The organism is Methylobacterium sp. AMS5 (assembly GCF_001542815.1).
Classification (GTDB): domain Bacteria; phylum Pseudomonadota; class Alphaproteobacteria; order Rhizobiales; family Beijerinckiaceae; genus Methylobacterium.
Window position 1 is genome coordinate 1,656,852 of sequence record NZ_CP006992.1, and the last position, 26,942, is coordinate 1,683,793.

The 26,942-nt window shown below is 64.7% G+C and carries 17 protein-coding genes and 7 pseudogenes; 10 read left to right on the plus strand and 14 right to left on the minus strand.

Going from position 1 to position 26,942, the window contains the following annotated elements; all coding sequences use genetic code 11:
* Positions 1–7 precede the first annotated feature (7 nt).
* A pseudogene (locus Y590_RS07540) lies at positions 8–449 on the minus strand (IS5 family transposase); the annotation flags it as partial.
* A gap of 866 nt (positions 450–1,315) precedes the next feature.
* Here Y590_RS07540 and Y590_RS26795 point away from each other — a divergent pair.
* Positions 1,316–1,510: pseudogene (locus Y590_RS26795) on the plus strand (IS630 family transposase); the annotation flags it as partial.
* A gap of 251 nt (positions 1,511–1,761) precedes the next feature.
* On the opposite strand, the gene Y590_RS07550 reads toward Y590_RS26795, so the two are convergent.
* Positions 1,762–2,790: an IS110 family RNA-guided transposase gene (locus Y590_RS07550; protein ID WP_060769313.1), complete on the minus strand. Its 1,029-nt coding sequence runs from the start codon at positions 2,788–2,790 to the stop codon at positions 1,762–1,764.
* Positions 2,791–2,891: 101 nt separating this feature from the next.
* Here Y590_RS07550 and Y590_RS07555 point away from each other — a divergent pair.
* Positions 2,892–3,483, plus strand: a pseudogene (locus tag Y590_RS07555) (IS630 family transposase).
* A gap of 189 nt (positions 3,484–3,672) precedes the next feature.
* Here Y590_RS07555 and Y590_RS07560 read toward each other — a convergent pair.
* The 6 genes from Y590_RS07560 to Y590_RS25570 all read right to left on the minus strand — a co-directional run bounded on the left by Y590_RS07560 (position 3,673) and on the right by Y590_RS25570 (position 13,206).
* Positions 3,673–5,817: a recombinase family protein gene (locus Y590_RS07560; protein WP_158509733.1), complete on the minus strand. Its 2,145-nt coding sequence runs from the start codon at positions 5,815–5,817 to the stop codon at positions 3,673–3,675.
* Positions 5,818–5,913: 96 nt separating this feature from the next.
* Complete coding sequence (locus tag Y590_RS07565; protein WP_083530794.1) at positions 5,914–7,869, minus strand: recombinase family protein; 1,956 nt, start codon at positions 7,867–7,869, stop codon at positions 5,914–5,916.
* Positions 7,870–8,544: 675 nt separating this feature from the next.
* Positions 8,545–8,865 (minus strand): DUF6634 family protein, encoded by a 321-nt coding sequence (locus tag Y590_RS25560; protein ID WP_083530795.1) that lies wholly within the window; start codon positions 8,863–8,865, stop codon positions 8,545–8,547.
* Between the two features lie 657 nt (positions 8,866–9,522).
* Positions 9,523–11,538 carry an AAA family ATPase gene (locus Y590_RS25565; RefSeq protein WP_245517403.1) on the minus strand — a complete coding sequence of 672 codons (2,016 nt, stop codon included), beginning with the start codon at positions 11,536–11,538 and terminating at the stop codon, positions 9,523–9,525.
* A complete protein-coding gene (locus tag Y590_RS07570; RefSeq protein WP_245517405.1) occupies positions 11,535–12,200 on the minus strand; it encodes a hypothetical protein in 666 nt (221 codons plus the stop codon). The genes Y590_RS25565 and Y590_RS07570 overlap by 4 nt, the downstream gene beginning before the upstream one ends.
* Before the next feature lie 241 nt (positions 12,201–12,441).
* A complete protein-coding gene (locus tag Y590_RS25570; RefSeq protein ID WP_083530797.1) occupies positions 12,442–13,206 on the minus strand; it encodes a hypothetical protein in 765 nt (254 codons plus the stop codon).
* A 221-nt stretch (positions 13,207–13,427) separates the two neighbouring features.
* Here Y590_RS25570 and Y590_RS26325 point away from each other — a divergent pair, with 221 nt between their 5' ends.
* The gene (locus Y590_RS26325) at positions 13,428–13,787 is read left to right on the plus strand and encodes a helix-turn-helix transcriptional regulator (protein ID WP_144439942.1); all 360 of its coding nucleotides are present in this window, start codon (positions 13,428–13,430) and stop codon (positions 13,785–13,787) included.
* On the opposite strand, the gene Y590_RS07575 is transcribed toward Y590_RS26325, so the two are convergent.
* Entirely contained in the window at positions 13,759–13,998 is a 240-nt protein-coding gene (locus Y590_RS07575; protein ID WP_060769317.1) for a helix-turn-helix domain-containing protein, read from the minus strand. The genes Y590_RS26325 and Y590_RS07575 overlap by 29 nt on opposite strands.
* 189 nt (positions 13,999–14,187) lie before the next feature.
* Here Y590_RS07575 and Y590_RS26330 point away from each other — a divergent pair.
* A pseudogene (locus Y590_RS26330) lies at positions 14,188–14,507 on the plus strand (transposase family protein); the annotation flags it as partial.
* 21 nt (positions 14,508–14,528) lie between these two features.
* Here Y590_RS26330 and Y590_RS26335 read toward each other — a convergent pair.
* A pseudogene (locus Y590_RS26335) lies at positions 14,529–14,719 on the minus strand (IS30 family transposase); the annotation flags it as partial.
* A 104-nt stretch (positions 14,720–14,823) separates the two neighbouring features.
* Between Y590_RS26335 and Y590_RS07580 the strand changes: the two are divergent.
* Both Y590_RS07580 and Y590_RS07590 read left to right on the plus strand, forming a co-directional pair.
* Complete coding sequence (locus Y590_RS07580) at positions 14,824–15,060, plus strand: integrase core domain-containing protein (RefSeq protein ID WP_371688507.1); 237 nt, start codon at positions 14,824–14,826, stop codon at positions 15,058–15,060.
* Between the two features lie 314 nt (positions 15,061–15,374).
* Positions 15,375–16,558 (plus strand): IS3-like element ISMex5 family transposase gene (locus Y590_RS07590; protein WP_144439943.1). Its coding sequence is split into 2 segments (ribosomal slippage): positions 15,375–15,639 and positions 15,639–16,558, totalling 1,185 coding nucleotides; the frame shifts between segments, so codons are not numbered across the junction.
* Here the strand turns inward: Y590_RS07590 and Y590_RS26345 are convergent.
* Entirely contained in the window at positions 16,555–17,148 is a 594-nt protein-coding gene (locus Y590_RS26345) for a hypothetical protein (RefSeq protein ID WP_144439944.1), read from the minus strand. The two genes, Y590_RS07590 and Y590_RS26345, sit on opposite strands and share 4 nt — an antisense overlap.
* Before the next feature lie 788 nt (positions 17,149–17,936).
* Between Y590_RS26345 and Y590_RS07600 the strand changes: the two are divergent.
* Together Y590_RS07600 and Y590_RS07610 are read left to right on the plus strand one after the other, a co-directional pair.
* Positions 17,937–19,499: pseudogene (locus Y590_RS07600) on the plus strand (ISL3 family transposase); the annotation flags it as partial.
* 64 nt (positions 19,500–19,563) lie between these two features.
* Positions 19,564–20,732, plus strand: a protein-coding gene (locus Y590_RS07610) for an IS3 family transposase (RefSeq protein WP_135300043.1) whose coding sequence is annotated in 2 segments (ribosomal slippage) — positions 19,564–19,828 and positions 19,828–20,732 — 1,170 coding nt in all. Because the reading frame shifts where the segments join, the coding sequence is not laid out codon by codon here.
* Positions 20,733–20,765: 33 nt separating this feature from the next.
* Here the strand turns inward: Y590_RS07610 and Y590_RS25575 are convergent.
* A pseudogene (locus Y590_RS25575) lies at positions 20,766–21,484 on the minus strand (IS3 family transposase); the annotation flags it as partial.
* 238 nt (positions 21,485–21,722) lie between these two features.
* Here Y590_RS25575 and Y590_RS27540 point away from each other — a divergent pair.
* Positions 21,723–22,121, plus strand: a complete 399-nt coding sequence (locus tag Y590_RS27540; protein WP_353612596.1) for a DUF6538 domain-containing protein — start codon at positions 21,723–21,725, stop codon at positions 22,119–22,121.
* A gap of 46 nt (positions 22,122–22,167) precedes the next feature.
* Here the strand turns inward: Y590_RS27540 and Y590_RS07625 are convergent, their stop codons facing one another.
* On the minus strand, positions 22,168–23,166 hold the full coding sequence (locus Y590_RS07625) for a LacI family DNA-binding transcriptional regulator (RefSeq protein ID WP_158509735.1): 999 nt from the start codon (positions 23,164–23,166) through the stop codon (positions 22,168–22,170).
* A 227-nt stretch (positions 23,167–23,393) separates the two neighbouring features.
* Here Y590_RS07625 and Y590_RS07630 point away from each other — a divergent pair, with 227 nt between their 5' ends.
* Positions 23,394–25,250, plus strand: a complete 1,857-nt coding sequence (locus tag Y590_RS07630) for a glycoside hydrolase family 15 protein (protein WP_083530800.1) — start codon at positions 23,394–23,396, stop codon at positions 25,248–25,250.
* Positions 25,251–25,501: 251 nt separating this feature from the next.
* Here the strand turns inward: Y590_RS07630 and Y590_RS07635 are convergent, their stop codons facing one another.
* Positions 25,502–26,920 (minus strand): amidohydrolase family protein, encoded by a 1,419-nt coding sequence (locus Y590_RS07635; protein ID WP_158509736.1) that lies wholly within the window; start codon positions 26,918–26,920, stop codon positions 25,502–25,504.
* Between the last annotated feature and the right edge of the window lie 22 nt (positions 26,921–26,942).

The following is a 26,942-nucleotide window of genomic DNA, read 5'->3' on the forward strand; positions in this document are numbered from 1 at the left end:
CGATGACATCATGCGCTTGGCCTTCCGTGATCTTCAGCGCCACGGGACGCCCTTCGGCATCCACCAGCGCGTGGATCTTGCTTGTCAGGCCGCCGCGCGAGCGACCCATGCCACCGGATCCGCCCTCTCTTTTGGGCGCAGGCGGCATGCTGATGCACCCGCACGCTCATGGCGTCGATCATCTGCAGGTCGCCGTCGTAAGCCTTTGACGCCGCGTCCAGAAGCCGATCCCAGATGCCACGCTTGCGCCAGCGCCGGAAGCGCTTGCCGCAGGTCGTATGCGGGCCATAGCGCGCCGGGATATCGGCTCAGGGTGCACCCGTGCGCAGCTGCCAGAAGATCCCGTTCAGAACCCGCCGGTCGTCCAAGCGCTCCTTGCCACGCACGTCCGTCGGCAACAGCGGATCGATCACCGCCCACTCAGCATCCGTCAGGTCAAACCGCGCCATCCTGGCCCCTCCTGCTCAGCAGGCTAACGATGCTGCGGCTCAACCGTGCCAGCCATTATGGGTTCGCGACCTAGGTGTTGATACCTAACGGCGATCGAAGAAAAGACGCAAAGGGCCGCTTCGCCTTTCTCATTTCGGAAATTCAAGCATGGGGGTGATTGAACTGCACAACTTTAGCGACTTTGCCGAATGCCCCCTATGTTCATAAGTCAAGGCGACGATCGGAAATACACTTTAGATACAGTGAGTTAGCTGCCCTTTGCGGGCAAGTCGTCTGAATGAGCCTTGCGGGTGACGAATCTAGCTACGCCTCTGATCCGAAATTCCCTGTCTCAGAATGACGGTCCTCGACGGCCGGATAGACAATCACGATAATAGGAAAATAAACAAATTCTATTGTCCTGTACATGCTCTTCATCGATCCTCGACGGAAACGATCGTTTATGAGGACGATGGAGGCGCGCTTTCGCGATCCGAGCCTGCTCCGTGAACGGCATTCCAACAGCCACTGTCTCTCGTCCGATCGAGCACTCGTCGGTTGCGGTAATGCTTCGGATCTACACGCCTTCGGTACACGAGATGGATCAATGGCAAGGCGATTTTGACCGGGTTGAGCGGGCTCGTCTCAAGCGACATCATCAACATTTCGGCGGCAACAGCGCTACAAATGCGCAAGTCATTGATATCTTGAGGGACAAACTAGCATTACAGCTGCATCCTCCTTCTGAAATGCTCCTGTCGCGCGCAAGTTGCGATAGCGACTTGGCCTTAGAGCTACGCCCGAGCGTGTTGGGACGGGTCGGGCTCTGAGACGTTGAGGGGTGAAGGAGGATGCCGATGCCTTCACCGGTGTCCGTCGATCTCCGCTCGCGCCCAGGCCGTCGGGGGGCGATCACGTCTCGCACCGGATCGAGGCGCAGGCCGACCTGATCCTGACGACCTACGAGGCGCGGCCCGCGATCTTCCGGCACGAGTTGCGTGACGCCTTGGTCAAGCACGGCGTGCAGACCAGCACGAGCAGCCTATCCCGCTTCTTCGCCCGGCGTGGCATCACCCGTAAAACGTATGGCCCGCCCCGTCCGCAAGTGGCTCGGATCCGCTGGTCTGTGCAGTCTGCATAAACGTATCCGGCCTTCCGGCAGCGCCGTTGGCCAAGATGGAGATCCGCGCGTCCTGGGCCTCATAAAGGGGTCGGCGTCGAGCGCCATTTTTGCGGAGAGGTTTCCAGAACACCGGTCGACTGTCAGGCCATCTTCCTCTCACCGCCCGCAGACATCGTAAGGCCGGCGCGTCCGCGCCGGCCGAACTCGGATCAGGCGGCCACGGCCGCCGGCTCGTAGACCCGCCCGTGGCGCAGCAGCGCCCAGACGATGCGCGCCATCTTGGCCGCCAGGGCGACCACCGCCGTGTTGACGTGCGACCGCGCCAGCAGCCCGCGCAGCCACTGCCCGAGATGGGTGTCCCTCTGGCGCAGCGAGGGCAGCGCGGCGCGGGCACCCTGGACCAGCGTCTTGCGCAGGTACTTGCTGCCGCGCTTGGTGATGCCGACGAGCCGAGGCTTCCCGCCGGTCGTCACCTGCCGCGGTACGAGACCAAGCCAAGCCGCTAGATCGCGCCCGCGGGCGAAGCTGGCCACGTCGCCGATGGCCGCCACCAGCGCGGTCGCGTTAAGTGCGCCGATGCCCGGGATCGTGGTCAGCCGACGAGCGTCCTCGTTGATGCGGGCCTGCTCAGCGAACTCGGCGTCGAGCGCGGCGATGCGCTGGTCGAGCTCCTGCCAGCGTTCGCGCACCTCGGCCATGAGGGTGCGCACGCGCGGTGTGAGCGACGCGCCCGCGTCCGTGTCCAGCAACGCGGCCAGGCAAGCAGTGAGCTTGGCGCGCCCCTGCGCCACGATGTGGCCACGCTCCAGCAGGACGGAACGGATCTGGTTGGTCAGCGCCGTGCGCTCGCCCACGAGCTGGTCGCGGACCCGGTGCAGGGTCTGCACGTCGAGCTGCGCCTCGGACTTGAGTGCCACGAAGCGCATCGTCGGGCGTGTGGCCGCCTCGGCGATGGCCTCGGCGTCGCGGTCGTCGTTCTTCTGCGCCTTGACGTAGGGGCGCACGTACTCCGGCGACATCAGCCGGACGGTGTTGCCCTGCTCGGCCAGGGCGCGGCCCATGTGGTGGGCGCCGCAGCAGGCCTCCATCGCAACGACACACCCCGGCAGCTTCGCGCCGAAGGCGATCACCCCCTCGCGCCGCATGCGTCGGCGCAGCACGACCCGCCCCGCCGCGTCCAGCCCGACGAGGCTGCAGCTGTTCTTGCCCAGGTCGATCCCAAGAACCGCAATCGTCATCGTCCCGCTCCCTTCCTCATCTCGGCTACCCTGCAAGCCTAGCAGCGCAGTCCGGTGAGGGGCGGGCCATCCATAAAGGGGCGATCCACGCCGCCGAGCAGGTGCGCGAGGATATAAGGGCCGCTCGCGAGGCGTGGTTCGAGAACCAGGATGCCCTCGATCCCGACAGGCTGGTCTTCCTCGACGAGACCGCTGCGGCCACCAACCTGGCCCGCCGCTACGGTCGAGCTCCGCGGGGCGAGCGCTGCCGCCTCGCCGTCCCGCACGGGCACTACAAGACCACCACCATCACCGCCACGCTGCGCAGCGCTGGCCTGTGTGCCACCACCCTGTTCGACGGAGCCATCAACGGCGCACGCTTCCGGGTATGTCACCGACACGCTCGTGCCCGTGCTCAGGCTCGGAGACACCGTCATCCTCGACAACCTGCAGGCCCACAAGGTGACGAGGGTGCGCGAGGCCATCGAGGCTGCCGGGGCGAGGCTGCTCTACCTCCCGCCCTACAGCCCGGACTTCAATCCGGTCGAGCAGATCTTCGCCAAGTTGAAGGGCCTGCTCCGAACCGCGGCGGCCCGCACTGTCCCAGACCTGTGGCACACCATCCGCCAGGCCTTCACTCGCTTCACAGCCGACGAATGCCGCAACTGCATCGCTGCCGCCGGTTACGAGACCGACTTGGCCGTCGCTACGTGAGCGGGCACGGCTCTAGCTACGTAAGCGAGAGCGGCTCTAGCCGTCGAGGTTCGTCCCATCGGCCAGACTGCATCGCCCGGCCGATCATGCCCCGGCAGCGGGCTCCGGACTGAAAAAGCCGGAAGCTGGATTATGACTGTTCCGGACCGGATTTTGCCGAACGAAGATGTTGATTGTCGCCGTCGCTTTTCAGACTGCGGCCGCGCGGCAACTCCAGGCAGTACGCTCCATCGTCGCGAAGCGCGATGTATCAAGGCCACGGATCGTCTGAGAGTCCGCCTCGACCAGCGCGTCGTAAGCAAGCCGCCAGTAGCCATTCTTCACGAAACGGCGAACCCGACTTTCGACGAGGGGGTCCGAGAACGGCGGCGGCAACGATCGAAGCCCCCGGTCGTTTCTCAAATAGAATAGCGCGGCATCCATGATCAGACGTCCGTCGTCGAAAGGCCAGTGTCCGATAACGTCGGTGAGGATGCGCCAATCTGCGTTCGTGAGTGAGTGCTCCTTTCGCTGAGCTTTGGCCAACAGCGACGCGTCAATCTCCACGAGATTGGCGCGCCTCGTCTTCGGCGGCGGACACACCCTACGGACGGTGACAGGATCCAGGCCGGCCAGCGGGATCCGATTGTTCCGGGTGGCGAGGGCGGAAGGCGCGAACGTGATCTCAAGCGTGTACCCAGCCTCGCCTTCGGGTTGATCGATCACGACCTTCTCGACGAGATCCCTCAAAGTTTGCACGAGAAGAAGATCGGCTTCGTTGGTTGCGACCATCGGCAGACGTCGAATGAGTTCGTCCATCTCGCTCCGCAGCGAGACGAAATCTACGGGTTCGGCGCGGGGCATCGATGCCACATTCGGAAGACTGGCCAGAGCGAGGCGGTGATCGGCCCGTTCAGCCGTCTTCCGCGCGCGGGCGCGTTCCAAGTCTTCGTCCGTACCACCTTTGTTAATCGAACGGTCGATGCTCTTCTCTAGCCAATCGTCGATTTTGACGATCCGGCGCAGACGTTTCTTCATCTCGCGGGCAACTTCCTCCTCAATACGGCGCAGCTGAGCCTCGTACTCACGGGCGTATGTCGAGAGATCGGCCGAAGTCAGGAGAGTATCCCGGATTTCGCGCAGCACCTCGCATTCGACGAACGTCGAACTTACACTGCGGGATCTGTCGCAGCGACCGCCTTCCGACTCTGCGTAGCAGCGGAGGCTCCGGGTCGCCGTAGCTCTTTTGAAACTTGCGGCCACGGATGCTCCGCAGACACAACGATACCGCCCGTGGAACAATAGCGTAGATTTCCCGCTGGCTTTTTCACGAGGTTTCCTGACACCTTTCTCATCGTTCATGCGTTTGAGGCGGCAAAGTACGCGCAACCATAGACCCCGATCGACGATGCCCCATTCCGGCTTGGCTCCGTACACCCAGTTGGTACTGGGCCGCATTTGTACTATCTTAGAAATATTGTCGAGGCGGCGGACCCGTTTCCTCTTGCCGTAGATGTACACGCCGACGTACTTGGGATTGCGGAGAATGCCGCTACCAGATCCAGCGGTTCCGATGATCACGGTGCGAGTCCATTGAGCCTTCCCCGACGGGGACGGGACGTCCTCGCTGTTGAGCAGGCGGGCGATCCGGGTAGCATCCACGCCGCTGTCGAAAAGTCTGTAGATCCTGGCGACCACGGCGGCTTCCTGCGGGACGACGACGAGTTCGCCGACGTCCGCACCGCAGCGGTAGCCATATGGAATTCCGCCGAGATGGCGGCCTCTCAGAGCTGAGCGCCATGCGCCTTGGCTCATAAGCCGGAGCATTCTCTCCCGCTGCTCCATCCCTATGAAGCCATAGAACACGGCGTGGACGTCATCGACCGGGCCGACGCCTCCGCTCGTGACATGTATCTCGATGCCGAGCGCCTTCAACTCCTGGTAGATCTGCAGGACATGGGCTACGTTCCGCGAGAGCCGATCGAGATGTTCGCAGACCAGCTTGTCGAACCCTTTGCCGCCCTCACGGGCCAGCAGGCGCAGCGCGGCCAGATCGTCCCGGCCTTCGAGATAGAAGCCCGATTTGCCACGATCGACGAAAAGATGGCCGGATGCTACGGGCGTCATGCCGTTCAGACGTGCATAGGTTTCGCACCCTTCGATCTGACGATCTATACTAGTTTCCCTCTGTCCTTCGGAAGAATATCGGCAGTAGTACACGCATCTATCGCCGGCAACCATGGCTGGCGGCGCCGGGGCGTGCATGGCGGTCCACGCCTCGGGCAGCAGGTCGGCGACGGATTCGGCCGATCCATGCGGTATATGTTTGGGCATCGCGACGATCCAGTTCAGCATGGAGCACGCGCCAATCATGCTGCCTGGGTGCCATGGCATCCGGGCAGCCGAGCGCAGCTTGAAGGGAGAAGTTCGGTACCGGTTTCTTCGATTGTTTCAGGCCGAGCGGCGCGCCGCGAAGCGGTTTCGATCGATGTCCCGGACTAGATCGGAACCCAACGCATCCAGTGCGGCGAGCATGCGCGGCCAGAAGCCGAACTTTCGGATCGGTCCCATCTGTAGCACCCTTCCGGCGTAGCGTTCAGGCAGCATGTTGATTGGCATCCCGGTACGGGCGACGAAGATCAGAGCCTCCGCATAGAGACGATGACCGCCCTTCAGCCGTCCCATGGGCTCGAAGAGGTGTGCGACAGCCGACCATTCCCGCTCTGTGAAGGCGTACCGTCCGGCCGCCGCATCCCGATGATGCTGCAGAACGGCTTCGGGTCGCCGGATGATGCCTCGAGGCGGCTGAGGGCACGGACGTCCGATCCACCTGACGGAATCGGGCTGCGGCATGTCCTCCTTAAGCCCCGCGCCGAGCACGCCGAGCAGGAAGCGCAGCTCGATCTGCCCGTTTCGCCGTTCGACGACCATGCGGGGGACGAGTTCGTGCATGCGCGAGACCGCTGCGATCTCCTGCGGATCGGTCGTCCTGTACGGGACCTTGACAATCATGCCGGATATAAGTGTTCGCAGCGCTTTCGCTTCGGTTTCTTCGAGGCGCAGCCCCGTCAGCGAGCGCAGTTTCTCCCGCTTCTCCCAAAGATCGTGGAACTCGGCTTCCAGCGGACCGACGATGGCGGAGGCGATCGGATCGTCATGGAACTCGTCACCGAACGAGTCCAGATCGGAACCGATCTGGTCAAGGCGCATCTGCAGAAGCGAGCACTCGGCAGTTGCCTCCAGATTCATCTTCTCGAGGCACTTGGTACGTACGCTATCCCAATGGGAGAAACGCGAAGGCTCCAGAACTTCGTCGAGGAGCACGCGATAGTATTGCCTCTCGGCTTCGTCCTTCGGAATCCCTGTACCCTCAGTGCAAGGATCCCAATGCGGCTCCTTGGAGCAGATGATCCAGCTTCCGCTTCGCGTCATGGGCATGCCGCAGCTGCAACGGACCTTGCCGGTCAGCAGGCCCACACCCCTACCCTTTCCCCAGGGCAGAGCTGCGGAACGGCTCAGCTTTTCCTGGACCCGATCAAACAGCTCGGCATCGACGATGGCGAGGTGCGGCGTCTCGATCGTGATCGGATCGTTCGTTCCCCGAGCCCAGGTCCAGGTGCCTTTGTAGACCGGATCCTGAAGAAGGCCGTAACCGTTCCGGCGGTGCAACTGACTGATCGCCCAGGGACGCCCTCGGAGCGCTACGACGCCTTCGGCCTTGAGGGCCTTGACGAGCTGTCGGCGGGTCATCCCTCCGTCGATGCGCTCGAAGCATCTTCGGACGATCAAGGCTTGTTCGGTATTGACGACAAACCCGCGATCATCGGGAACACGATCATAGCCGTACTTCGGTCGACTGCCGATCATGCTGCCGCTCCGTGCAGCTCGACGGCGGCCGTCGTTGATCCGCTCGACGAGCGCATCGAGCTCCTTCTGGTGCTGAAAGGAGCTCAGGATCATTTCGCTTCCCGAAATGCTGCCCCGGGTCACGACGTGGATCGTGATGCCCAAGCTCTCGAGTTCGGCATGCATCACGGCGGCATCGGCCACGTTGCGCGTCAACCGTTCGAGTCCCTGCACGACCAGAGAGTCGAACAGCCCGGCTCTTGCCGCTGCCAGCAATGCATGCAGCGCAGAACGTCCGGCCATTGTTCTGCCGGAACGGTTCCGGTCGATAAAAATGTGACGTTCGGGATCGAGGGACGCGCCGATCACCCGGCAATATTCTATTCCGGCGCTAATCTGCCGTGCGATGCTCACAAAGTCCGGATCCGAAGACGATCTTCGAGCATAGATGGCTGCTCTAGGAGGACCATCGCGGCCCGTGTCGGACGGTGCGCTATGTTGGTCGACCCAATCGGTCAGGAATGCCGGAATGCGTCCCACTTCAGATGTATCGTCATGCATCGTGCGAGACCTTGCAAGGCGCGACCTCGATCGTACGAATTAACGATGCGGAGATCGATCGTCGCCTGTTTTCAGAAAACTTCCGCTCATCCCGGATGAGCTTCTCGCTCGTTCGTTGAGGCGCGCCGACAAGGCGTTCATCATGGTCTTGGGGCTTTCATCGCCATCTTCGGACGGCGTAGATGCCTCGCCGGTTATGCAATGGCAAGCAGTCAAAACGGTTATCTGCACTTCTATTTATTCTGGATAATGATCCATAAACATTATATCTCGAAATATTCATCCTCCTGTAGTTCGAAGGAACAGGCTTTCGGAAGATTTGTCGTAGGGCACCTGCACTCGTATCGCCCGGATTTTAGCCGATCGCTGTAATCGTTCCAGGCACGCCAGCGCGCAAGAGCCTCGATAAACGTAGGAGGGACTGCGTCGGAACTTATTGGTTCTCCGTGTCGATCTGGGTCCGGGTTCCGATGCACGGATGGCTTGTCGCCGGAACTTCGGAAGGGCCGGATGGTCCGAGTATTGATTGCGGAGTGCGATGCTGGATCCCGCGTCGGATCGACGATTTCCCAGACTGTAGGAGGCTTCCAGATCGTCGTCGGCCTATCCGTGAGAGGCGACTGCACGACCTCGGTCGGCGTCTCGTCGGAACCGCTTCCAACCTGTCCGCGCCGGTCAGGCATTGCGGTCTCCGAGGCGGTAGAACCGGGAGAAGGTTCGGGCATAACCTGCGAAGGGATCGAAGGTTATTAGCCCGCTGGTCCTGCACATCGCTCCGTCGGCGATCTCCGGATGACCAACGACGATGCCTTGGAGATGAGGGATGGGGGCGATGAAGACGCGCCAATCCAACAGGAGCGGAGCATCGCGGAGTTTCCTTTCGTCGGGATGCTGGCCTTCAGAGATGCATTCCAGATCATCGGCGAGCGAGCGATACTTGCAGGCTAAGCGACGGAGACAGGGAAACGGTCCCGGCCCGGTGTTCAGAATCGACATGCCATCTACTTCCTCTTCGGGTCATGGAAGGTGTCAGCCCGAGGCCTCCGTTCTCGCGGCGGCCTCCACGGGGGCGGGTTGGACGCCGGAGGTACGCGGTCCCACACGCGGTATCGGGTCCGATCGATCGCCGAACGGGTTCCGAAGGAATCCCGTGAACTCACGGCCCTCCGGCGCGCACTTGAGGATCAGTGTCTCAGCGAGGCGGTCGAGGCATGATCTTCTGCGAACGGGTACCGACGACGCAGCCTTCGACGCGCGGGCGATGTTCTCCTCTACGGCGGCGGACATGTCCGAAGGCATGGCGTCGTGGTGGACCGTCAGCCGATCGGCCAAGCCCAGTTACGATGCATGTCGGTGCAGATCCGGGTTGCCGCTATCGGATCCGCGGCCCCGCCGATGCCGGCGGCGCCGAACCCAAACATCCCGGCCGCACTGTCCGCGAGGTAGACCGCGGGAAGATCAAGAGGATCCGCGGCGCTCGGATACGAGGTATTGCACCGGACTGCGGCCTTTCCCCCAGCCTAGCCGGCAACATGCAGGGCGGTCTTTCCATGCGTGGAACCGAGAGCTTGGGCCACCACGGCGTGCCCGCCTTCGTGCATCGAGGCACGAAGATCGTCGATCTGCGAACATGATCCCACGTCAGTCCGGAGATCAGTGCCGAGCGAGTCCTTGAAGGAGGGCCTCGACTTCCGAACCATCGAGTGCACGTCTTTCCAACAGAGCATGCGCAAGGCCCTCAAGCTGGTTGCGTCGGTCCAAGAGGATGGATGTTGCGACTCGAGAAACTTTGCGTAGATCGCGTTCAATGGCAGCAGCGGCCGCTTTAGGCACCGAATTGGATGCGTCGGCTGCGATCCGCCCTCCCAATCCCCAGCTGCAATGCATGTTGCGGCACAGAGTCGTCGCTTCGGCGAGATCGGTTGCAGCTCCCATGCTGGGAGCGCCGTACACGATCATTTCTGCAGCACGGCCGGCAAGATAGACGGTCAGTAGATCGCACAAGCTGTCTCGGGTTGCATATCTGCTACGGAAGCGAAGTCCGGTCATGCCGCCGATCTCGGAAGTGGAATGAAGTTCTACTTCGCGCAGCCGGAATCCGAGAGCGTGGGCGACGACTGCGTGACCGGATTCGTGCACTGCCGCGCGCTTGTCGTCGGCGCCGGTTGCGGCCGAGCCACCGATCTCCCGCAATAGATCCGCGATCGTGACGGCGCGGTTGGCTCGTCGCGCGCCGGCACGGGCGCGACGCACCCAAGCGGCACAGTCTGCTCCTGTTCCACCCAGTGCGCACCGCGCCGCTTTCATCAGGTCGATGTTGCGGAGATCCCCGCCGAGATGGTGGCGCAGGATCGCAGCGAGGTCGACGACACCAGGTAGCGAGATGGTGATGCACCGATCGAAGCGACCGGAACGGAGTACAGCAGAATCGATTAGATCCCGATTATTGGTGGTCCCGACGAGGAGCACTCCATCGCGGCCTTCGCTGCCGTCCAAGCACTCCAGCAGTCCGTTAACTACTTGGACCGAATAATGGCGGTGGTGGGCGGCAAAGCAACTTCGGTCGCCGAAGGAGTCGAGTTCGTCGATTAAGGCAACGCAGGGAGAGGATTTTCTAGCCGCATCGAAGTAATCTCGCATGGCTTTCAATGTCGTGCCCAGGTGGGCCTCGCCGGCCGACTGCCATTGTGCTAGAGAGCCGGCGAGCAGTGGTACGCCTGCTTGGCAGGCGAGAGCGTGTGCGAAGATGGTTTTTCCCGTTCCCGGCGGACCCACCAAAAGGGCTCCAGGGTCGCAGGCCGTCCATGGAAGCGCGTTCTGGGCGTAGGCCGCCAGATCGGCAGCCGCTCCCATGCCCCATTCCGCTGCTGCGCCATAGCCGGCTAGGTCCTGCAATCGCGGCCCGTCCGCGATGCGCCGGCGCGACATCCGCGCCTTCACGACGTCGGAGAGGCGCTCGACCGATCCATCGGCGCCTCTAGCGGAGTGCACCGCGACTCGAAGGTCGCCCGCCTCGACTGCGGACGCGACCTCGCTGACAAGGGAGCGACTTGGCCGACATCCGACCACATGCTCCACGACGAGGTCCACCGCTTCCGGATCGAAGCTGCCGACGACCAGCCGATCCTCGCAGGCCCTCAGGAGGTCGCCCGGTAAATGCTCGTGCGTGGACGACGCTACCCCGATCAGCGGACGTTGTTCGCGGAACGCCTGAGCCGTGCGGCGGTCGCTCGGGCAGCCTGCTAGGACAATTTTTGCACTAGCAGTGACGACGACGATTCCCGTTCCGGTATCGCACTTCAGCCTAGCTCCGCGCCGGTCGCTGCTCGAAGGCCTTGCTTGGCCAAAGCAGTCGATGAGCGCCTCCGCCATCGGATCGATCCAATCCTGCTGAGGAACTTCGACGATCAGGACAGGCGCGGCGCTCTCCATCCTATCGAAAAGGCCGTTGCGCGTCGCGAGGGCGAGGCCAAGAAGGACGATCGCACCGACTACGTCCGGATCGTGTGGGAGTGGATCGTCGTTGACGCTCCCGGCGAATGCCTCCGCGGCCGCAAGTGCCGCGCACCGACGGCGCAGGAGTCGTCGGACGACTTCTGGTCCGTCCGGATTGATCCGACCGAAGCTTGCCCTTGCAGTGCCCGCCCGCTTTCGGATCTCCGGTTTCACGGCGCGGATCCTTCCTCGCAGGCAGGCACCTCGACCAACCCGGGACATGCGAGCTCAATCATGATCAGCACCTCCCGCGAAATATATTTCGGCGGAGCCGAGCTTGCGGGGTTGAGCCGTTTCCTCAGCCTCGAGCTGATTAGTTCGGTGTTGCCGCTCCGGCGGATGGCGCATTCGATCCCGGCCAGTGCGGCCGACCGCTCCGGCTCTCTAATCGGCAACCCACCCAGCAACAGAACGTGGCGGCTGCCGCATCGACCGGAACCTGCGCCGAAGGCGCGGAGGCGACGTCGCCAATCTACCGCGGGCAGTAGCTGGACGGTGGTCCGCCGCTGGCTATCGCAGCCGATCAAGAGACAGGCCTGGATCCTGTCGCGGAGGCAGAACTCCATCAGAAGCCCGACGCCGGATATCGGGGCGAACACGATCCACGCCGTCGATCCTTGCAGTCGGAATGCGAAACGCCCGAACGGATCACCAGCAAGTCTCAGCTCGTACGTGGGATTGCCGGCAGATGGTCCGAGCCGGACGGGTGTACCTCCACACTCGGCGGCATGGCGCATCGCGAGCCGCGCCGCCGACGCCGGGGTCAAGACGCCGTCACGGGCGAGCCAAGTCAACCGATCGACGGTATCATCGCCGATGCCAACCAGCTCGCTCAATCTGATTAGAAGCTGTCCTTCGGGGCCGACACCACCAGGTGCAGTGGGACGTCGGCTCGAAAGCTTCCGAACCATGTCACTGACTGTCCGATGCCCCGATCTCCCGTGCAGCTTGCCGACACAAGGGCGACCCGTCGGGAATTCGACCACGATTCCTCTGCCGACCATGATGCGAACTCCACCTGCGGGGGGGGTAGGAGGGGGCAATGGCTCCGGACATCGAACGCGTCCGAGCCATCCGCTAGCGTGGATACAGGGGTACGGCCGTAGCTTCGATTGAATTGGATGGATCCTGCTCGTCATTCGCAAGCATCCGCCACCCGAGGCCAGCCCAATCGAAACTCTCGGTATCGCGTCCGATACGAACGATACTCTGCTCGGCGATCTCCGCAGTGAGATCGATTTCGAGGTATCCTCCGAAGACGAGTCCGAAGATTCGCTCTTTTGCAAATGGGCTACCAAGAGCGGTCTCGCAGGCAACGAGCGAAGCCTGCCCACCATGCTCCTCAATGCACCGGATCGCCGAACCTGCATCACCCCGGATCGGGACAAGTTTGTCGTGGAAAATTCGGTGGGCGTTGCCGAGGCGGGGTTCCGCCTGGATCTCCGCCGGCGGTGCGATTAGAGTCAGATGCCTATGCGCCGGAACACGCAATCCGACCGATAGTGCAATGCCGTGCAGCCTTGGATGCGTCCAGGTACGGTAGGTCGGAACGATTACGTCATACACGACATCCCACGCACGAAAGCGGACTGCTGTGACTGCATCCTCGCCAAGGCCGGCTTGCGCGAGCCGTTGGCAGAGTTCCTGCTCGATGCCAAGACGGATGGCGCCATGCACAACCGCCAGGACCGATACCTCGTATCTAAGTCGCTTGGTGTTGCTGTAGCCACGCCGAAGCCGCCAAGCCAAAGAGGAAAGAGGACGCACGCGCCGCCGCGGGAAGCAATGATTTGGAAGCATGAGGCGACCGTCGATCTCGGCCGTCTTGGGACGACCGCGCATCCGCGGATGTCGATCGAAAGGGTTCCGCTACGCTGCACGATGCCGTGCATGCATGCGCGCTCCTTCACTCGAAGGAACGACGCGGCTTATCTTGCTTGACGAAGCCGCTGATGCAGCCGATCTTGAGAGAATCGGATGTCGCTCCGATCCCGCCGGCCTTGAAGGTTAGTTTCCGGCGTGAAAAGCCACGCCGAATCTTCTGCTCGACCTTGTAGACGAAAATGCACATTGCCGTCAACCCGAGCGAAAACTTCAATTTTCTTGGCGCGCGGCACTTCCGTGCCGCGCGCGTCCTCCTGGACTGGACTCAGGAGGACCTCGCTCGAAACGCTCGTGTCGTTCGGCGCACTATCGCGATGCTGGAAAGTGGCGATTGCCGGACTCAGCCCCGCAAGGTGCGAGCGGTGTTGGCGGCCCTTCAGGCAGCCGGTATCAGTTTCAAGTGCGGTGCTGACGGCAAGGTCAGTCTGATCGATGCGAACGCGCATGCTGGCGTAGATCGCGCCCCGCCTCGCTGCGGCTCAGGCCGCTCCGAGCGCCTGCGGACGAGAGTCAGCGGTCGGCGTCCGGTCGCCGTATGAGTTGCCAGGGCTCGAGCCGGAGGGCCTCGGCCAAGCGCTCAAGATTGTCGATGGAGAGATTTCTCAAGCCGCGCTCGACGCCACTCAGGTAGCTGCGATCCATCTCGCAGAGATCCGCGAGGGCGTCCTGACTGAGCCTCTTCTCGGCCCGGATCCGCCGCAGGTTCGTTGCGAGGATCTCCCGAAGAGCACCTGGGTGGGTTCGTTTCACGCGCGCATCGAGCGCGGCTGTGGACGATAAGGCGACGGACTTTAAGTCACATTCGCATCTTCTCCTTCTACTGCAGCGACCTATGGAGTGATCCACCCCCACTGAAGTGGTTCATCTCCGAGTTTGGTGGATCGAGGTGCGTGACGGTTAGGGTCTTGGCGTGGTCGGTTCAGCCTCGCAGACCGGGGCATCACCCAACTCTTCCCATTGCCTGGCTGCCGCCTCGTCCGCGTCGCGCGAGACGGCCCGTCGCCCTCACCCTCGTCGCCGAAGCGAAGCCCGACCACGCCCGCTGCCCGACGCCCCGAGCAATCAGCACGTCGGTCCATAGCCGGTATCGGCGCCGGCCTGCCGATTTGCCGGCTGGCGGCAAGGCCGTTCGGCTGCAGTTGGAGGTTCGGCGCTTCTACTGCTGCGACCCAGCCTGCCCCCGCCGAACCTTCGCCGAATGGTTCCCGAAGCTACTCGTCCGCCATGCCCAACGCACCCGCTGGCTGGCCGGGGCGCAGGACGTAAGCCCCGCGCTTCGCGCCGCTCTCCGGCAGACGCTTTTCCTCGACCGGCGGCGAGATCCCGACCTTCATCGCTGCGTCCTCGCTCGAGAGACCTTGGGCGATGAACGCCCAGAATTCCCGTCGCGGCTCGCGCAGACCAACCCGGGACGACCTGGTGACCGCAGCTTCTCTCGAAGACACCGATCCGAACGCCGCCGACCTGCCATCACAACCGACCTCCACCAAGCCGTTGCGACGACCACTTGAATCCACCCAGTATGCCTCCGCCGCCTACCGGAAGGTGCTGGCCGAGCATGGACTGGTCGGCTTGATGGGACGCCGCAGCAATCCTTACGACAACGCCAAGGCTGAGAGCTTCATGAAAACGCTCAAGGTCGAGGCAGTGTACGTGACGGAGTACAAAATTTTCGCCGATGTCGCGGCTGACCTTCCGCGCTTCATCGACGAGGTCTACAACATCAAGCGGCTGCACTCGGTACTCGGCTACCTGAGCCCCGTGAAGTTCGAGGAGCAACATACCCGGCAGCGAAGCGAACCTCTCGCGTGACGCTGTATGCCGACAGGGGTGCACTCCAATTATAGGGCCTATCGCGGGAAATTTGTGGATCGTTAGGATTGGAGCGGCTAAGCTCTCGCCATGGAGCTTGACGCCGTCGATTCCGCTTTCGAACCGACCCGAGACGCATTCTCCGCGCCCGTCTCGTTCGTTGACGCGCTGCCACCTAGCCTTGAGCTTCTGATCGAGCGGTTGGAAGAGCACGCCAGTGCCGCGCGCGGGGCCTTCGCCGATAACATGTGATCCGCCCCCACTGAAGTGGTCCGCCCTGAGGTATGGCTTTTGAGCCAGATGAGGACGGACAGATGGGAACGAAGCGGCACAAGCCGGAAGACGTGGTCGCCAAGCTGCGGCAGGTGGATGTTCTGGTCTCGCAGGGCCAGAGCGTGGCGGAGGCGATCCGGGCCATCGGCGTGACGGAAGTGACCTACTACCGCTGGCGCAAGGAGTACGGCGGCCTGAAGAGCGATCAGGTTCGACGGATGAAGGACTTGGAGGTTGAGAACCAGCGGCTGCGCAAGGCGATTGCGGATCTCACCCTCGACAAGCTGATCCTGCAGGAGGCCGCTCGGGGAAACTGACCAGCCCCGCGCGCCGACGCGCCTGCATCGCGCATGTCATGAACGTCCTAGACGTCTCCGAGCGCCGCGCCTGTCGGGCGCTCGGGCAGCATCGCTCGACGCAGCGCAAGGTGCCGCGGGGAAGAGAGGATGAGGCCGCGCTGACAGCCGACCTCGTGGAACTGGCTCGCCAGTACGGGCGCTACGGCTACCGGAAGATCGGTGCATTGCTGAAGGCGGCGGGCTGGTTCGTCAACGACAAGCGGGTCGAACGGATCTGGCGGCGCGAGGGGCTGAAGGTCCCGTCTCGGCAGCCCAAGCGCGGCCGCATCTGGGACGGGGATGGTTCCTGCCTGCGATTGCGGGCGGAGCGTCGCGATCACGTCTGGTCCTACGACTTTGTCGAAGCCCGCACGCACGAGGGCCGCAAGTTCCGGATGCTGAACGTGGTCGATGAGTTCACGCGGGAGTGCCTGGCGATCCGCGTCGCACGCAAGCTGAAGGCGGTGGACGTGATCGACGTGCTGTCCGACCTGTTCATCCTGCGCGGCGTGCCCGGCCATATCCGCTCGGACAACGGTCCGGAGTTCATCGCCAAGTCCGTGCAGGCCTGGATCACCGGTGTCGGCGCCAGAACAGCCTACATCGCACCCGGCTCGCCATGGGAGAACGGTTACGTCGAGAGCTTCAACGCACGACTACGGGACGAGCTTTTGAACGGTGAGATCTTCTACACGCTCAAGGAGGCGCAGATCGTGATCGAGAGTTGGCGTCTACACTACAACAGCGTGCGCCCGCACGCCTCGCTCGGCTACCGACCACCGGCCCCGGAGGTGTTCGTGCCGGCCTTCACCGCTTGGCCGGCTGCGCTCACCCGGTCGGCTCCGCCGGCCAAGCGACCCGTGGAGCAAAGGCCGACCCTGCACTAACTTAGAACTTGGACCACCGCGTGGGGGCCGATCAGGATGCTTTCTGCAAAGTTATTGAGTTGAGCTGGGCTGGCGAGGTCGACGGATGTGGGCATCGGGGGGCGCCCGGCGCGCTGCTCGGCTCGCAGGCGAGCGATCTGCTCGGCGGCGCTCCCTTGCGCTGCGGCAGGTTGGGCTCGGGGCTGGACGGTGGCGGGCGTGCGAATCCGGTCGACCGGCGAGGCGGGTTCAGGCCGGAGCTCGGCTTCCCGCCAAGGCAGCGTGACGACACCGCGAGCGACCTCGTTGGCCTCAAGTCGAGGCGATGGAGCCGCCGTCAGCATCCGCTGACGGACCCGTGCCCAGGTCTTGGAGAGTGTCGCGTCCGTGAGCCGTCCGCCGTGACTGTTGGTCAGGCCGCAGCGTCGTACGACTTCGGAGAGTTCGCGCAGATTGAGGCGGCCGCTTGGATATGCCGCGTGAAGCGCCGCGAAGTTTTCCTCCATCCAGAGTTCGACGCAGCGGTTCTCGACACGAACCTCGGCAACCGCCTGTTCGAAGCGGGGTGGGCGTGCCATGCCCGCCTCACGACGTCGTTCGCCGTTCGGCATGAGCGCGCGGCGGTCCTTCCGTACGCGCAGGGTCGAGATGAAAATTTTTGATTGAGGATCGCATCGTGGCGCACCTGTCCCTGAGGAGAGAGGTGGAACCGGTTCAGCCAGCCACGAAGGGCCCCGGTTCCTAAGCGCCTGAAGAGCAATCCCTCAGCGACCGGTCTGCACCGGCCGAGCTGCTCATCCGCATACGTCCACGAACCGGACTGTCGGATGCCGGAGGCAAGGGACGGGTCGGATCGGTGATCCGGGATGAGATGTCCCGAACAACCGTTCCGCCGCGCCAGCACAGGCCAACCCGGAGGATACATGCTGCATCAGCAGCATCGAGCTCTCGAACTGCTGGTCTCAGAAGGAGCAGCAGCCCACAGTCCCAGCCTGTTCGTTGCCGAGACCGTGCCTGGATTGCACGAAGTACGACGCGCATCAATCCGTTCTCGGCCGCCAGGATCGAGCTGCGGAGGCTTGTCCACAGCCGAGATTGGGGGCAGCACCTGCCGCGGATGGTGTCGTTTTGGGATTTGGATCGAAGCTCGCCAAAGAGGCTGAACGCGGTCCATGACCGCTCCCGGCTCCGTTTCGAGTTCGGCCCCTGGGATGTCGGCGTTGCGCTCGTTCTGTTTTAGATGGACTGACCAAGTCGTGCGTTGCCGCGCAAATCCGTGATCACCGTCCGTAGCCAGGGCATGTGCGAAGAGTGATCCTCCCCTGGTTTCGCGGTTCTCCCGCAGTTTGCGTGGAAAGGTCACGGCGACGCAGCTTCGATGGGCTGATTCACGGCAAGGATGATTTTGCCATCATCCTTGCCGGGCTGCGTCGTCGACCAAGTCCTTCGCCGCTCCGGTCGTCTCATCATCCTTGCCCATGCTCGTCGGAATCATCGGCGCTGTCCTGATTGCGGTGAGCCAAGCTCTGCCGTCCATAGTCGATACGTCCGGCATCCTGCCGATCTTCCCAGTTTCGGCGAGGCCGTGACGCTGCGGCTCACGGTTCGACGCTTCTATTGCCATCACCGCGCCTGCCGACGGGGCACATTCGTCGAACCCCTGCCGCGGCTCCTCCCATCACGCGCACGACGCACGGATCGGCTCGCCGAGGCACAGGCTCGGGTGGGCCTCGCGCTCGGTGGCGAAGCCGGCGCCCGCTTGGCCGGGCATCTGGCGATGGCCACGAGCCCCGATACGATGCTGCGCCTCGTGCACGGCATGACGCTGCCGTCGATCGGTCCGCTGCGGGCGGTGGGAATCGATGACTGGGCGATCCGCAAGGGACAGACCTACGGCACGCTCCTCGTCGATCTCGACCGACGCCGTCCCATCGACCTGCTGCCGGACCGAACCAGCACGACGGTTGCCGCGTGGCTGCGTCGCCATCCCGGTATCACAGTGATCACGCGTGACCGCTCGTCCGAATACGCCCGCGCAGCCACCCTGGGCGCTCCTGCAGCTGTTCAGGTCGCCGACCGGTGGCATCTTCTCCTCAATCTGCGCCAAGCCTTGGAGCGTTGGCTTGCCCGTGTCCATGGACGCTTGCGATGCCTGCCAAGCCTTGCCATCGGAGATAGCCGACGCCCCGGACAGCGTCTGCGCGCCTACCGCCGGAGCGAGGCCGAGATCGCCGTGAGCCGCGACAGCCGCGCTCGCCGTCTGGCGGCCTACGAGGACGTGCGTCGGCGCTCCCAAGCCGGCGAGACCTTGCTGGCAATTGCTCGGGCGACAGGCCTCGCGCGCGGAACGGTGCGCAAGTACGCTCAGGCCGAGAGCTTTCCGGAACGCGCGGCACGTCGCCCCGAACCCAGCCGCCTCGATCCTCATCTGATGCATCTGGAGGAGCGGATGACCCAGGGTTGCGAGAACGCGATGGAGCTCTGGCGCGAACTCCGTGATCGGGGCTTTGCCGGCACACATCGCCAGGTTACTCGCTTCGTCGCCGAGCATCGCACGAGGCCGGCGCGGCGCACCGCCCGCAAATGGCTGGTCCGCACGCCATCGCCGGCTGCGGATCCGATCGCTCTTCCATCGCCGAAACAACTCGCCTGGTTCCTGACCCAGCCCATCGAGGCCCGCCCGCCCCATGCGACCGCCGCCATTGGCCGGATCGAGCAGGACCCGGAGGCGGCCCGGTTCGGTGCGCTGGCGCAGCGGTTCGCCACCCTGGTCCGTAGCTGTTGCGTCGATGGCACCCCGCCCGTGGATCCCGCCGGCGAACTCGACATCTGGCTCGAGGCGGCGCGTCTCAGCGACATACCGGCCCTCAAGACGTTCGCGTCCGGGCTGGAACGCGACGGAGCGGCGGTGCGCGCGGCCTTGACGACGTCATGGAGCAACGGTCAGGCGGAAGGGCAGATTGGTCTGCCCCCTGAAAAGTGGTCCTCCCTGAAGTAGGCTTTCGAGCCTTTGGAGGATGCCAGGAATGCCGCAAAAGAAGCACAAGCCTGAAGAGATCGTTGCCAAGCTGAGGCAGGTCGACGTGCTGCTGTCGCAGGGTCATCCGGTGGCGGAAGCGATCCGCACAATCAGTGTGACGCCGTTCACCTACTATCGATGGCGCAAGGAGTTCGGCGGGCTGAAGTCCGACCAGATGAAGCGTCTGAAGGACTTGGAGAAGGAGAATGAGCGCCTGCGTAAGGCAGTCTCGGACCTGACGCTCGAGAAGCTGATCCTGAAGGAAGCCGCCTCGGGAAACTGGTGAGCCCCGCCCGCCGTCGCCAATGCATCGACCACACCGTGATGAAGTTCGGCGTGTCGGAGCGGTTGGCGTGCCGGGTTTTGGGGCAGCATCGGTCCACGCAGCGCAAGGTGCCGAAGGGGCGGGCTGACGACGCGTCGCTGACGGTCGACATCGTCGAGTTCGCCACCCAATTTGGCCGCTATGGCTACAGGCGGATCACGGCGCTGCTGCAAGAGGCGGGCTGGCTGGTCAACCTGAAGCGCGTCGAGCGGATCTGGCGTCAGGAAGGCCTCAAGGTGCCGGCCCGGCAACCAAAGCGAGGCCGGCTTTGGCTGAACGACGGTTCGTGCATCCGGCTGCGACCGGAATATCCCAACCACGTCTGGTCCTATGATTTTGTCGAAGATCGCACCCACAACGGTCGGAAGTTCCGAATGCTGAATGTGATCGACGAGTTCACCCGGGAATGCATTGCGATCTGGATCGACCGGAAGCTCAAGTCCACCGACGTCATCGACGTCCTGTCCGACCTCTTCATCCTGCGCGGTGTGCCGGGTCACGTTCGGTCGGACAACGGTCCTGAGTTCGTCGCTAAAGCGGTGCGCGAATGGATCACGGCGGTCGGAGCGAAGACAGCGTTCATCGAGCCCGGCAGCCCATGGGAGAACGGCTACTGCGAGAGCTTCAACTCGAAGCTTCGCGATGAGCTTCTGAACGGCGAGCTGTTCTACAGCCTCGCCGAGGCCCGCATCGTCATCGAGAGTTGGCGCCGGCACTACAACACCCGGCGCCCGCACTCCTCGCTCGGCTACCGCCCTCCAGCGCCCAACGCCGTGCTGTGGCCGGCTGCGCCACCCCAACCCGCTTCGCCGGCCACCTCAAACGTCGCCGAAAAGCCCACCATGCATTAGATTTGAACTGGGCCACCGAATGGGGGCAGGCCAGACCACCAGCGCCAAGCACTCCCGCGTGCAGTCGTCGACCACGACGAGGATGCGGAAGCGCCGCCCGTCGTCGAGCGTGTCGGAGACGAAGTCGAGGCTCCAGCGCTGGTTCGGCTCCTGCGGCGCGGCGGCCGGTGCCCGCGTGCCAAGGGCACGTTTGCGCCCACCGCGCCTGCGCACCGAGAGCCGCTCTTCCCGATAGAGGCGGAACAGCTTCTTGTGGTTCAGCGTGAGGCCCTCCCGCCGCAGCAGGATGAGCAGGCGCCGGTAGCCGAACCGGCGGCGCTCGCCGGCCAGGCCGCGCAGGCGTACCCGCACGGCCGCATCGTCACCTCGCGTCGAGGCGTAGCGGTAGGTCTTCGGCTCCAGGCCGATCAGCCCGCAGGCGCGACGCTGCGAGTAGCCCTTCTCCTCGATGGCCCAGCTCACGGCCGTTCTCCGTGCGCCGGGCGTCAGAAGTTTTTTCTCAAACCCTCACGCAGCGTGGCCACGTCGAGCATCGCTTCGGCCAGGAGTTTCTTGAGCTTGCGGTTCTCCTCGTCGAGCGTCTTCAGGCGGCGCGCGTCCGAGACCTCCATGCCGCCGTAGCGAGAGCGCCACGTGTAGAACGTCGCGTCGCTGATGCCGTGGCGGCGGCAGATCTCAGCGACCGGCAGCCCGGCCTGCTGCTCCTTCAGGATGCCGATGATCTGCTCTTCGCTGAACCGGCTCTTCTTCATCGTCCGTCTCCTGATCGACGGACCTTAGCTTCAGAATGAGGGCAGGCCAGAGGGCAAGATCAACATGCTTCAGAGCGACCTGAGTGAGCAAGAGGGCGATGCCTTGCAGCCGCCTGTGGATGGCCAGAGGGCGCCCTTGGCAATGAGCGCAGGATCGTATCCACTGCGTGTGCGCAAGAAGGTAAAGCGCATGCAATTGCAATGATTTAGTAGATGTCTTTTGCTGAGGTCGTTCTGGGTGAGAATCCTGGCGCCCCAGCCAAAGGCTCGAGATTCTCAGCCGACCGTTGATTCTCCGGCTGTTTTCGGACCCGCCCGGGCCGACCGCTCCGTCCAGGTCCACTCGGGAGGTCCACTTGTCCGGACGGCAGGGATTCCTGCCTTGCCTCGCACCCGCCGCCGCCGACAAACGGTCTTTTTTCGCCGTATCATCCCCCACGACCTGCGCCAGCGGTTCGGCCAGCGCGAGATCCTGCGCTCGCTCGGGCGGGCCACGCCGGGCGAGGCCCGACGGATGGCGCAACGATCGTGGGATGGGACGGATCAGCTCTCAAGAACTGAATTGCTGAGGCGACCTTTTAATCAGGCTGCGATGATTGATAGATCTGCGCCTTCAGCAGACAAGGGCATTCCTTGAGTCGGCCGGCCGGCCGGTTTGTTGATGCCAATAGGTGTTTGGCCTGCTAACGCTGGCTCAGGGTACTGGTGCGCTCGACCAAATGAGGCCTGACCAGCGCCTCCGTGGCTTCGCCGGCTTGCGACGCGATCAGCGCCAACGCGGACTCGGTGACCGCCGCGAGCCCGATATCGACCGTGGTCAAGCGGTACGACGGCCAAGCCGCAGCCGCGATGTTGTCGTAGCCGGCGACGAGCACATCCTCGGGACAGCGTAGCCCGAACTCATGCCGAAGCCCGTCGATGGCGCCCATCGCGGTCAGGTCGTTGAAGCAGAACAGGCCGTCGGGCCCGGTGCCCGAAGCGTAGAGCGCTCGAACCGCCTCGTAGCCGCCGCCGTGCTTGTGGTCGCCCTGAGCGCGGGCGTAGCTGTCGATCCCGAGTTCCCGCAGCCCCTCCCGGAAGCCGGCCTCGCGACGCTCCTGGCCCATCGTTCCGGACCGGCCCGCGACGTAGCCGAAGCGTCGGGCACCCCGCTCGTGGAGCAGGCGCGCCATCTCGGCGCCCGCCCAGGCATCATCGGTCACGACGGTCCGCACCCAGTCCGTAGTCGCCGGGGAGTTCAGGGTGACGACCGGCACCCCGAAGCGCGAGAGCGCCTGCACGACCTCCGGCTCGGTAACCGGCAGCGAGCTCAGGATCGCGTCGACCTGATAGCCCGCGAGCAGCTCGACCGCAGAGCCCAGCGCCCACTCGTCCTCGACCTGCACCAGCATGACCTGGCGGCCGGTTCGCTGCAGGCCGGCCGTGAAGCTCTCCAGGGTCATGGCGTGAAACGGGTTGGACAGCGCGCCCACTGCTACGGCGACGATGTCCGAACGACCGGTCATCAGCGAGCGCGAGAGAAGGTTCGGCCGATAGCCAAGGCTCTCGGCCGCGGCGAGGACCTTGGCCCGCGTTGACGGCGAGGCGACGCTGCCGGGCGTGAACGTCCGTGACACCGCCGATTGCGAGACGCCGGCCAGACGCGCGACCTCGACCGACGAAGGTGGACGCTTCCGAGTCACCGGCCCGACCTCGCTCATAGGCACTGCCTCCGACGCAGCCCTTTTCCGTGCGCCGGGCTGCATAGGTATGCAACTGATGCTGCGATGCACTGTTGTCGAGGTACGCGCCGCCGATCGGCAGGCACTCCTCGCCCTTCTCCTCGCCCTTCTCGGCCCAAAGCCCGCCCCATGCCCAAGAACTGAAGCCGCCCGAAACCATCGCACGAGCACGGGACCCTAGCAGCACCATGAGCAAACGGACGAACGGCGGGCGAGACTTCGCCGGGGACTGCAATGGCGCCGGCTCGGACGGCGCCCGCTTGCCGGGCTCGGACTTCCCGATCCAAGACTACGCCGCATTGGGCGACGGGCGCTCCGTCGTCCTCGTGGCGCCGGATGGTGCCGTCGCGTGGTGGTGCGTGCCCGAGATGGACTCGCCCCCGCTCTTCGACAGCCTCCTCGACCCGCAAGCCGGCGGCTTCTTCCAGGTCGAGGCAGAGGGTGCCAAGGTCATCGAGCGGCGCTACCGCCGGGACAGCAACGTACTCGATACCGTGCTGGCCTCGGGCACGGGCCGGGCGCGTCTGACCGAGTCGCTCAACAGTTCCACCGCCGGCCGCCTGCCCTGGTGCGAGTTCGCCCGCCGCATCGAGGTCCTGTCGGGTACGATGACGTTCCGCGTCCGCGCAGTGTTCGGCACGCGCGGCGACACGGCCTCGCCCTGGCTTCAGCCGAACCCGAACGGCTGCGTCTTCCACGTCGGGCCGGTGCTCGGGCTGTTCCGGTGCAGCGACAACGTCCGGGTCACCGAGGAGGATGACCGCACCATCGCCGCCACCGTGACCCTCGCCGAGGGCGAGCGCGCGACCGTGGCGTTGCTCGCAGGTGAGGACGAGCCGCTCGGAGTGCCGACGATGGAGGAGATCGACCATCGCATCGACGTCAGCGACGAGGCTTGGCGGCGCTGGGCCGAAGGGCTGCGCTACGACGGCCCGCACCGCGACGAGGTCCGCCGCAGCGCGCTCGCGCTGAAGCTCCTCCTCTACTCGCCGAGCGGCGCCATCGCCGCGGCAGCCACGACGTCCCTGCCCGAGGGCATCGGCGGGGAGAAGAATTACGATTACCGCTACGCCTGGATCCGGGATGCAGGTTACTCGGTGAACGCCTTCCTGCGGGTCGGCGCGATGCCGGAGGCCAAGGCGGCTTTCTCCTGGCTGATGAAGCGCCTCGACCAGCACGGTCCTCGGGTGCTCTACACCCTGTGCGGCGAGGTCGGACCGGACGAGCGGGCCCTGGAGCTGCCGGGTTACCGCGCCTCGCGCCCGGTCCTGGTCGGCAACGCCGCGGCTCTACAGCACCAGCACGGCATCTACGGCGACATCTTCGAGACGGCGGCCCTGTTCGTGGCCGATGGCAACATCCTCGACCAAAGAAGCGCCACCGTGCTGTCGGCGCTCGCCGACCAAGCCGCCGACCGCTGGCGCCAGAAGGATGCCGGCATCTGGGAGCTGCGAGAGCCTCAGCACTACACGATGTCGAAGATCAGCGCCTGGCAGGGGCTCGCACGCGCCGTCGAGCTTGCCGAGGCCGGACACCTGCCCCCGACCTGCGTGCCGCGCTGGACGCGCGAGCGCGACCGCATCGCGGCCTGGATCGAGGAACATTGCTGGTCCGAAGCACGCAAGGCCTTCGTGCTCCATCCTGGCACCGAGCGGCTCGACGCGTCGCTGGCGCTGGCCGTCCGCTTCGGCTTCGACGGCCGGGACAGGCTGTCCTCGACGCTCGACGCGATCCGCGAGGAGCTCGGACGCGGGCCCTTCCTCTACCGTTACTCCGGGGCCGAGCGGGAGGAAGGCGCGTTCCTGGCCTGCTCGTTCTGGCTGGCGGAGGCGCTGGCAGAGCTCGGGCGGCAGGAGGAGGCAGAGCAGGTCTTCACCGGCACGATCCGTGCTCTGCCTGCAGGGGTCGGCATCCTGAGCGAGATGGTCGACCTGAAGACCGGTGACTTCCTCGGCAACACGCCGCAGGGTCTCAGTCACCTCGCCCTGATCCATGCCGCCTGCACGCTGCGCGGCGACCGGACCCGCCCTGTCAGAGCGGCCTGATGATCCTTGTTGATCTGCCTGGATCCGCTCCGCTCGACGCCGAGGCGGCGGAAGCGGTCGCGCCGGCCGTGGCCGTTCCGGGGGTCAACCCAGCCCCGGTCCTCGCCGCGCTGGCAATCGGCGGATTCAAGCCGTCTCCGGGGCCGGCCTCTGCTTGGCTCAACCGCTGCCGGAGACCGGCCAAGGAATGGGGTCAAGAAATGGGGCCAAGGAATGGGAATGCCGCAACGACGATTCGATGCACGGCCTGCTCAAGGACCGGCTTGGCTGGAACGTCTGCAAATTCCGAGGATGGATAGGCGGGCTTGGTCGAGCAGCATGAGGTCGTCGAATAGAAGGCGACGGTCGTGCTTCACCAAGCGGCCTCCGACCATGACGGTTGCAACATCCTCCGGTCGGGCCGAGTAGACGAGGAGCGCCGACGGATCGCCGCCCTTGAAACCCGCGAGGTTCCAGGTGTCGAGCCGAACGATCTGCAGGTCGGCCGCGCGGCCCGGCACGAGGGTGCCGATCTCCGCATCGAGGCCCATCGCCCGCGCCCCGCCAACCGTCGCCAGTTCCAGGAGCCGGCGGGGCGAGACGGCCGTCTCGTCACGCGCGGCGCCGGCCTGGGTGAGCGCGGCGAGGCGCATGAGGGCGAACATGTCGGTGGAGCCGGCCAGCGCACTTCCATCGATGCCGAAGCCGAGGCGCCGGATCCCGGCGAAGCGATCGATCCGGGTCAGGCCGTAGCCGACCCGGTGCTCGGTCAGAGGCGTGACCACGAGGCCGGCGCCGGCCTCCTCCAGCGCGGCGAGCTGGTCGTCCCGGGCGTCGGTCGCATGGATGACCTGCAGGCCCGGCCGAAGCATCCGCCGGGCGATCAGGGCGTCGAACATCGCCTCCGCCCGTCCCGGTACCGTGCCGCTGACATGGACCTGCACCGGCAGCCCGAGCCGGCGGGCCGCCTCCCATTCCCCCTGCTTGATCGCCCAGGCCCGCGCGTCGTCGAGATCCTGCGGCAGGCGCCAAGCGAGGCCGAGAGAGAGGCGACCGCCGGCCGAGCGGTCCGCCCAGCCCCGCTGCCATTCCTCGACATGGGCGAGATCGATCGGGGCCGCCGCGGTCTTGCTCGTCATCCCGTAGAGCAGCCGCGCCCGGATCTGCGCGTCCCGCAGCGCCCGGAGGCCGGCCTCCGCGTGTTCGCGGTCGCGCACGGCGTCGAAGAAGTCGGCCGTCGTGGTGATGCCGGAGGCCAGACTCTCCACGGCGCTCAGCAGCATGCCGATATAGGTGTCCTCCGGCCTGTAATGCGCCGACAGCCGGTTGGTGACGGGAAAGAACGCGGTCTCGGGCGTGTTGCCGTAGAGACCCCGCATCTGGCTGATCGCGCCATGGGTGTGGGCATCGACGAAGCCCGGCAGGACCACCGCGCCCGCCGCCTCGACGATGTCGGCGCCCTCCGGAGCCGGCAGGCCGCGTCCGATCTCGGCGATACGCCCGTCGCGAACGAGGATGTCGGCCCCGGGCAGGTCGCCCCGCACGGCATCCATCGTCATGACGTAGCCGCCGCGGATCAGGATCACGTTTCCGGGCGGGGGCCCTCCGGGCGTGGCCCGGGCCGCCGCATCGGACGAGGCGCCCGCCAGCACGGCGCCGTACATCGCTTTCCCGAGGTCGCGCCGACTCATCGCCATCGTCCTGACGAACCCT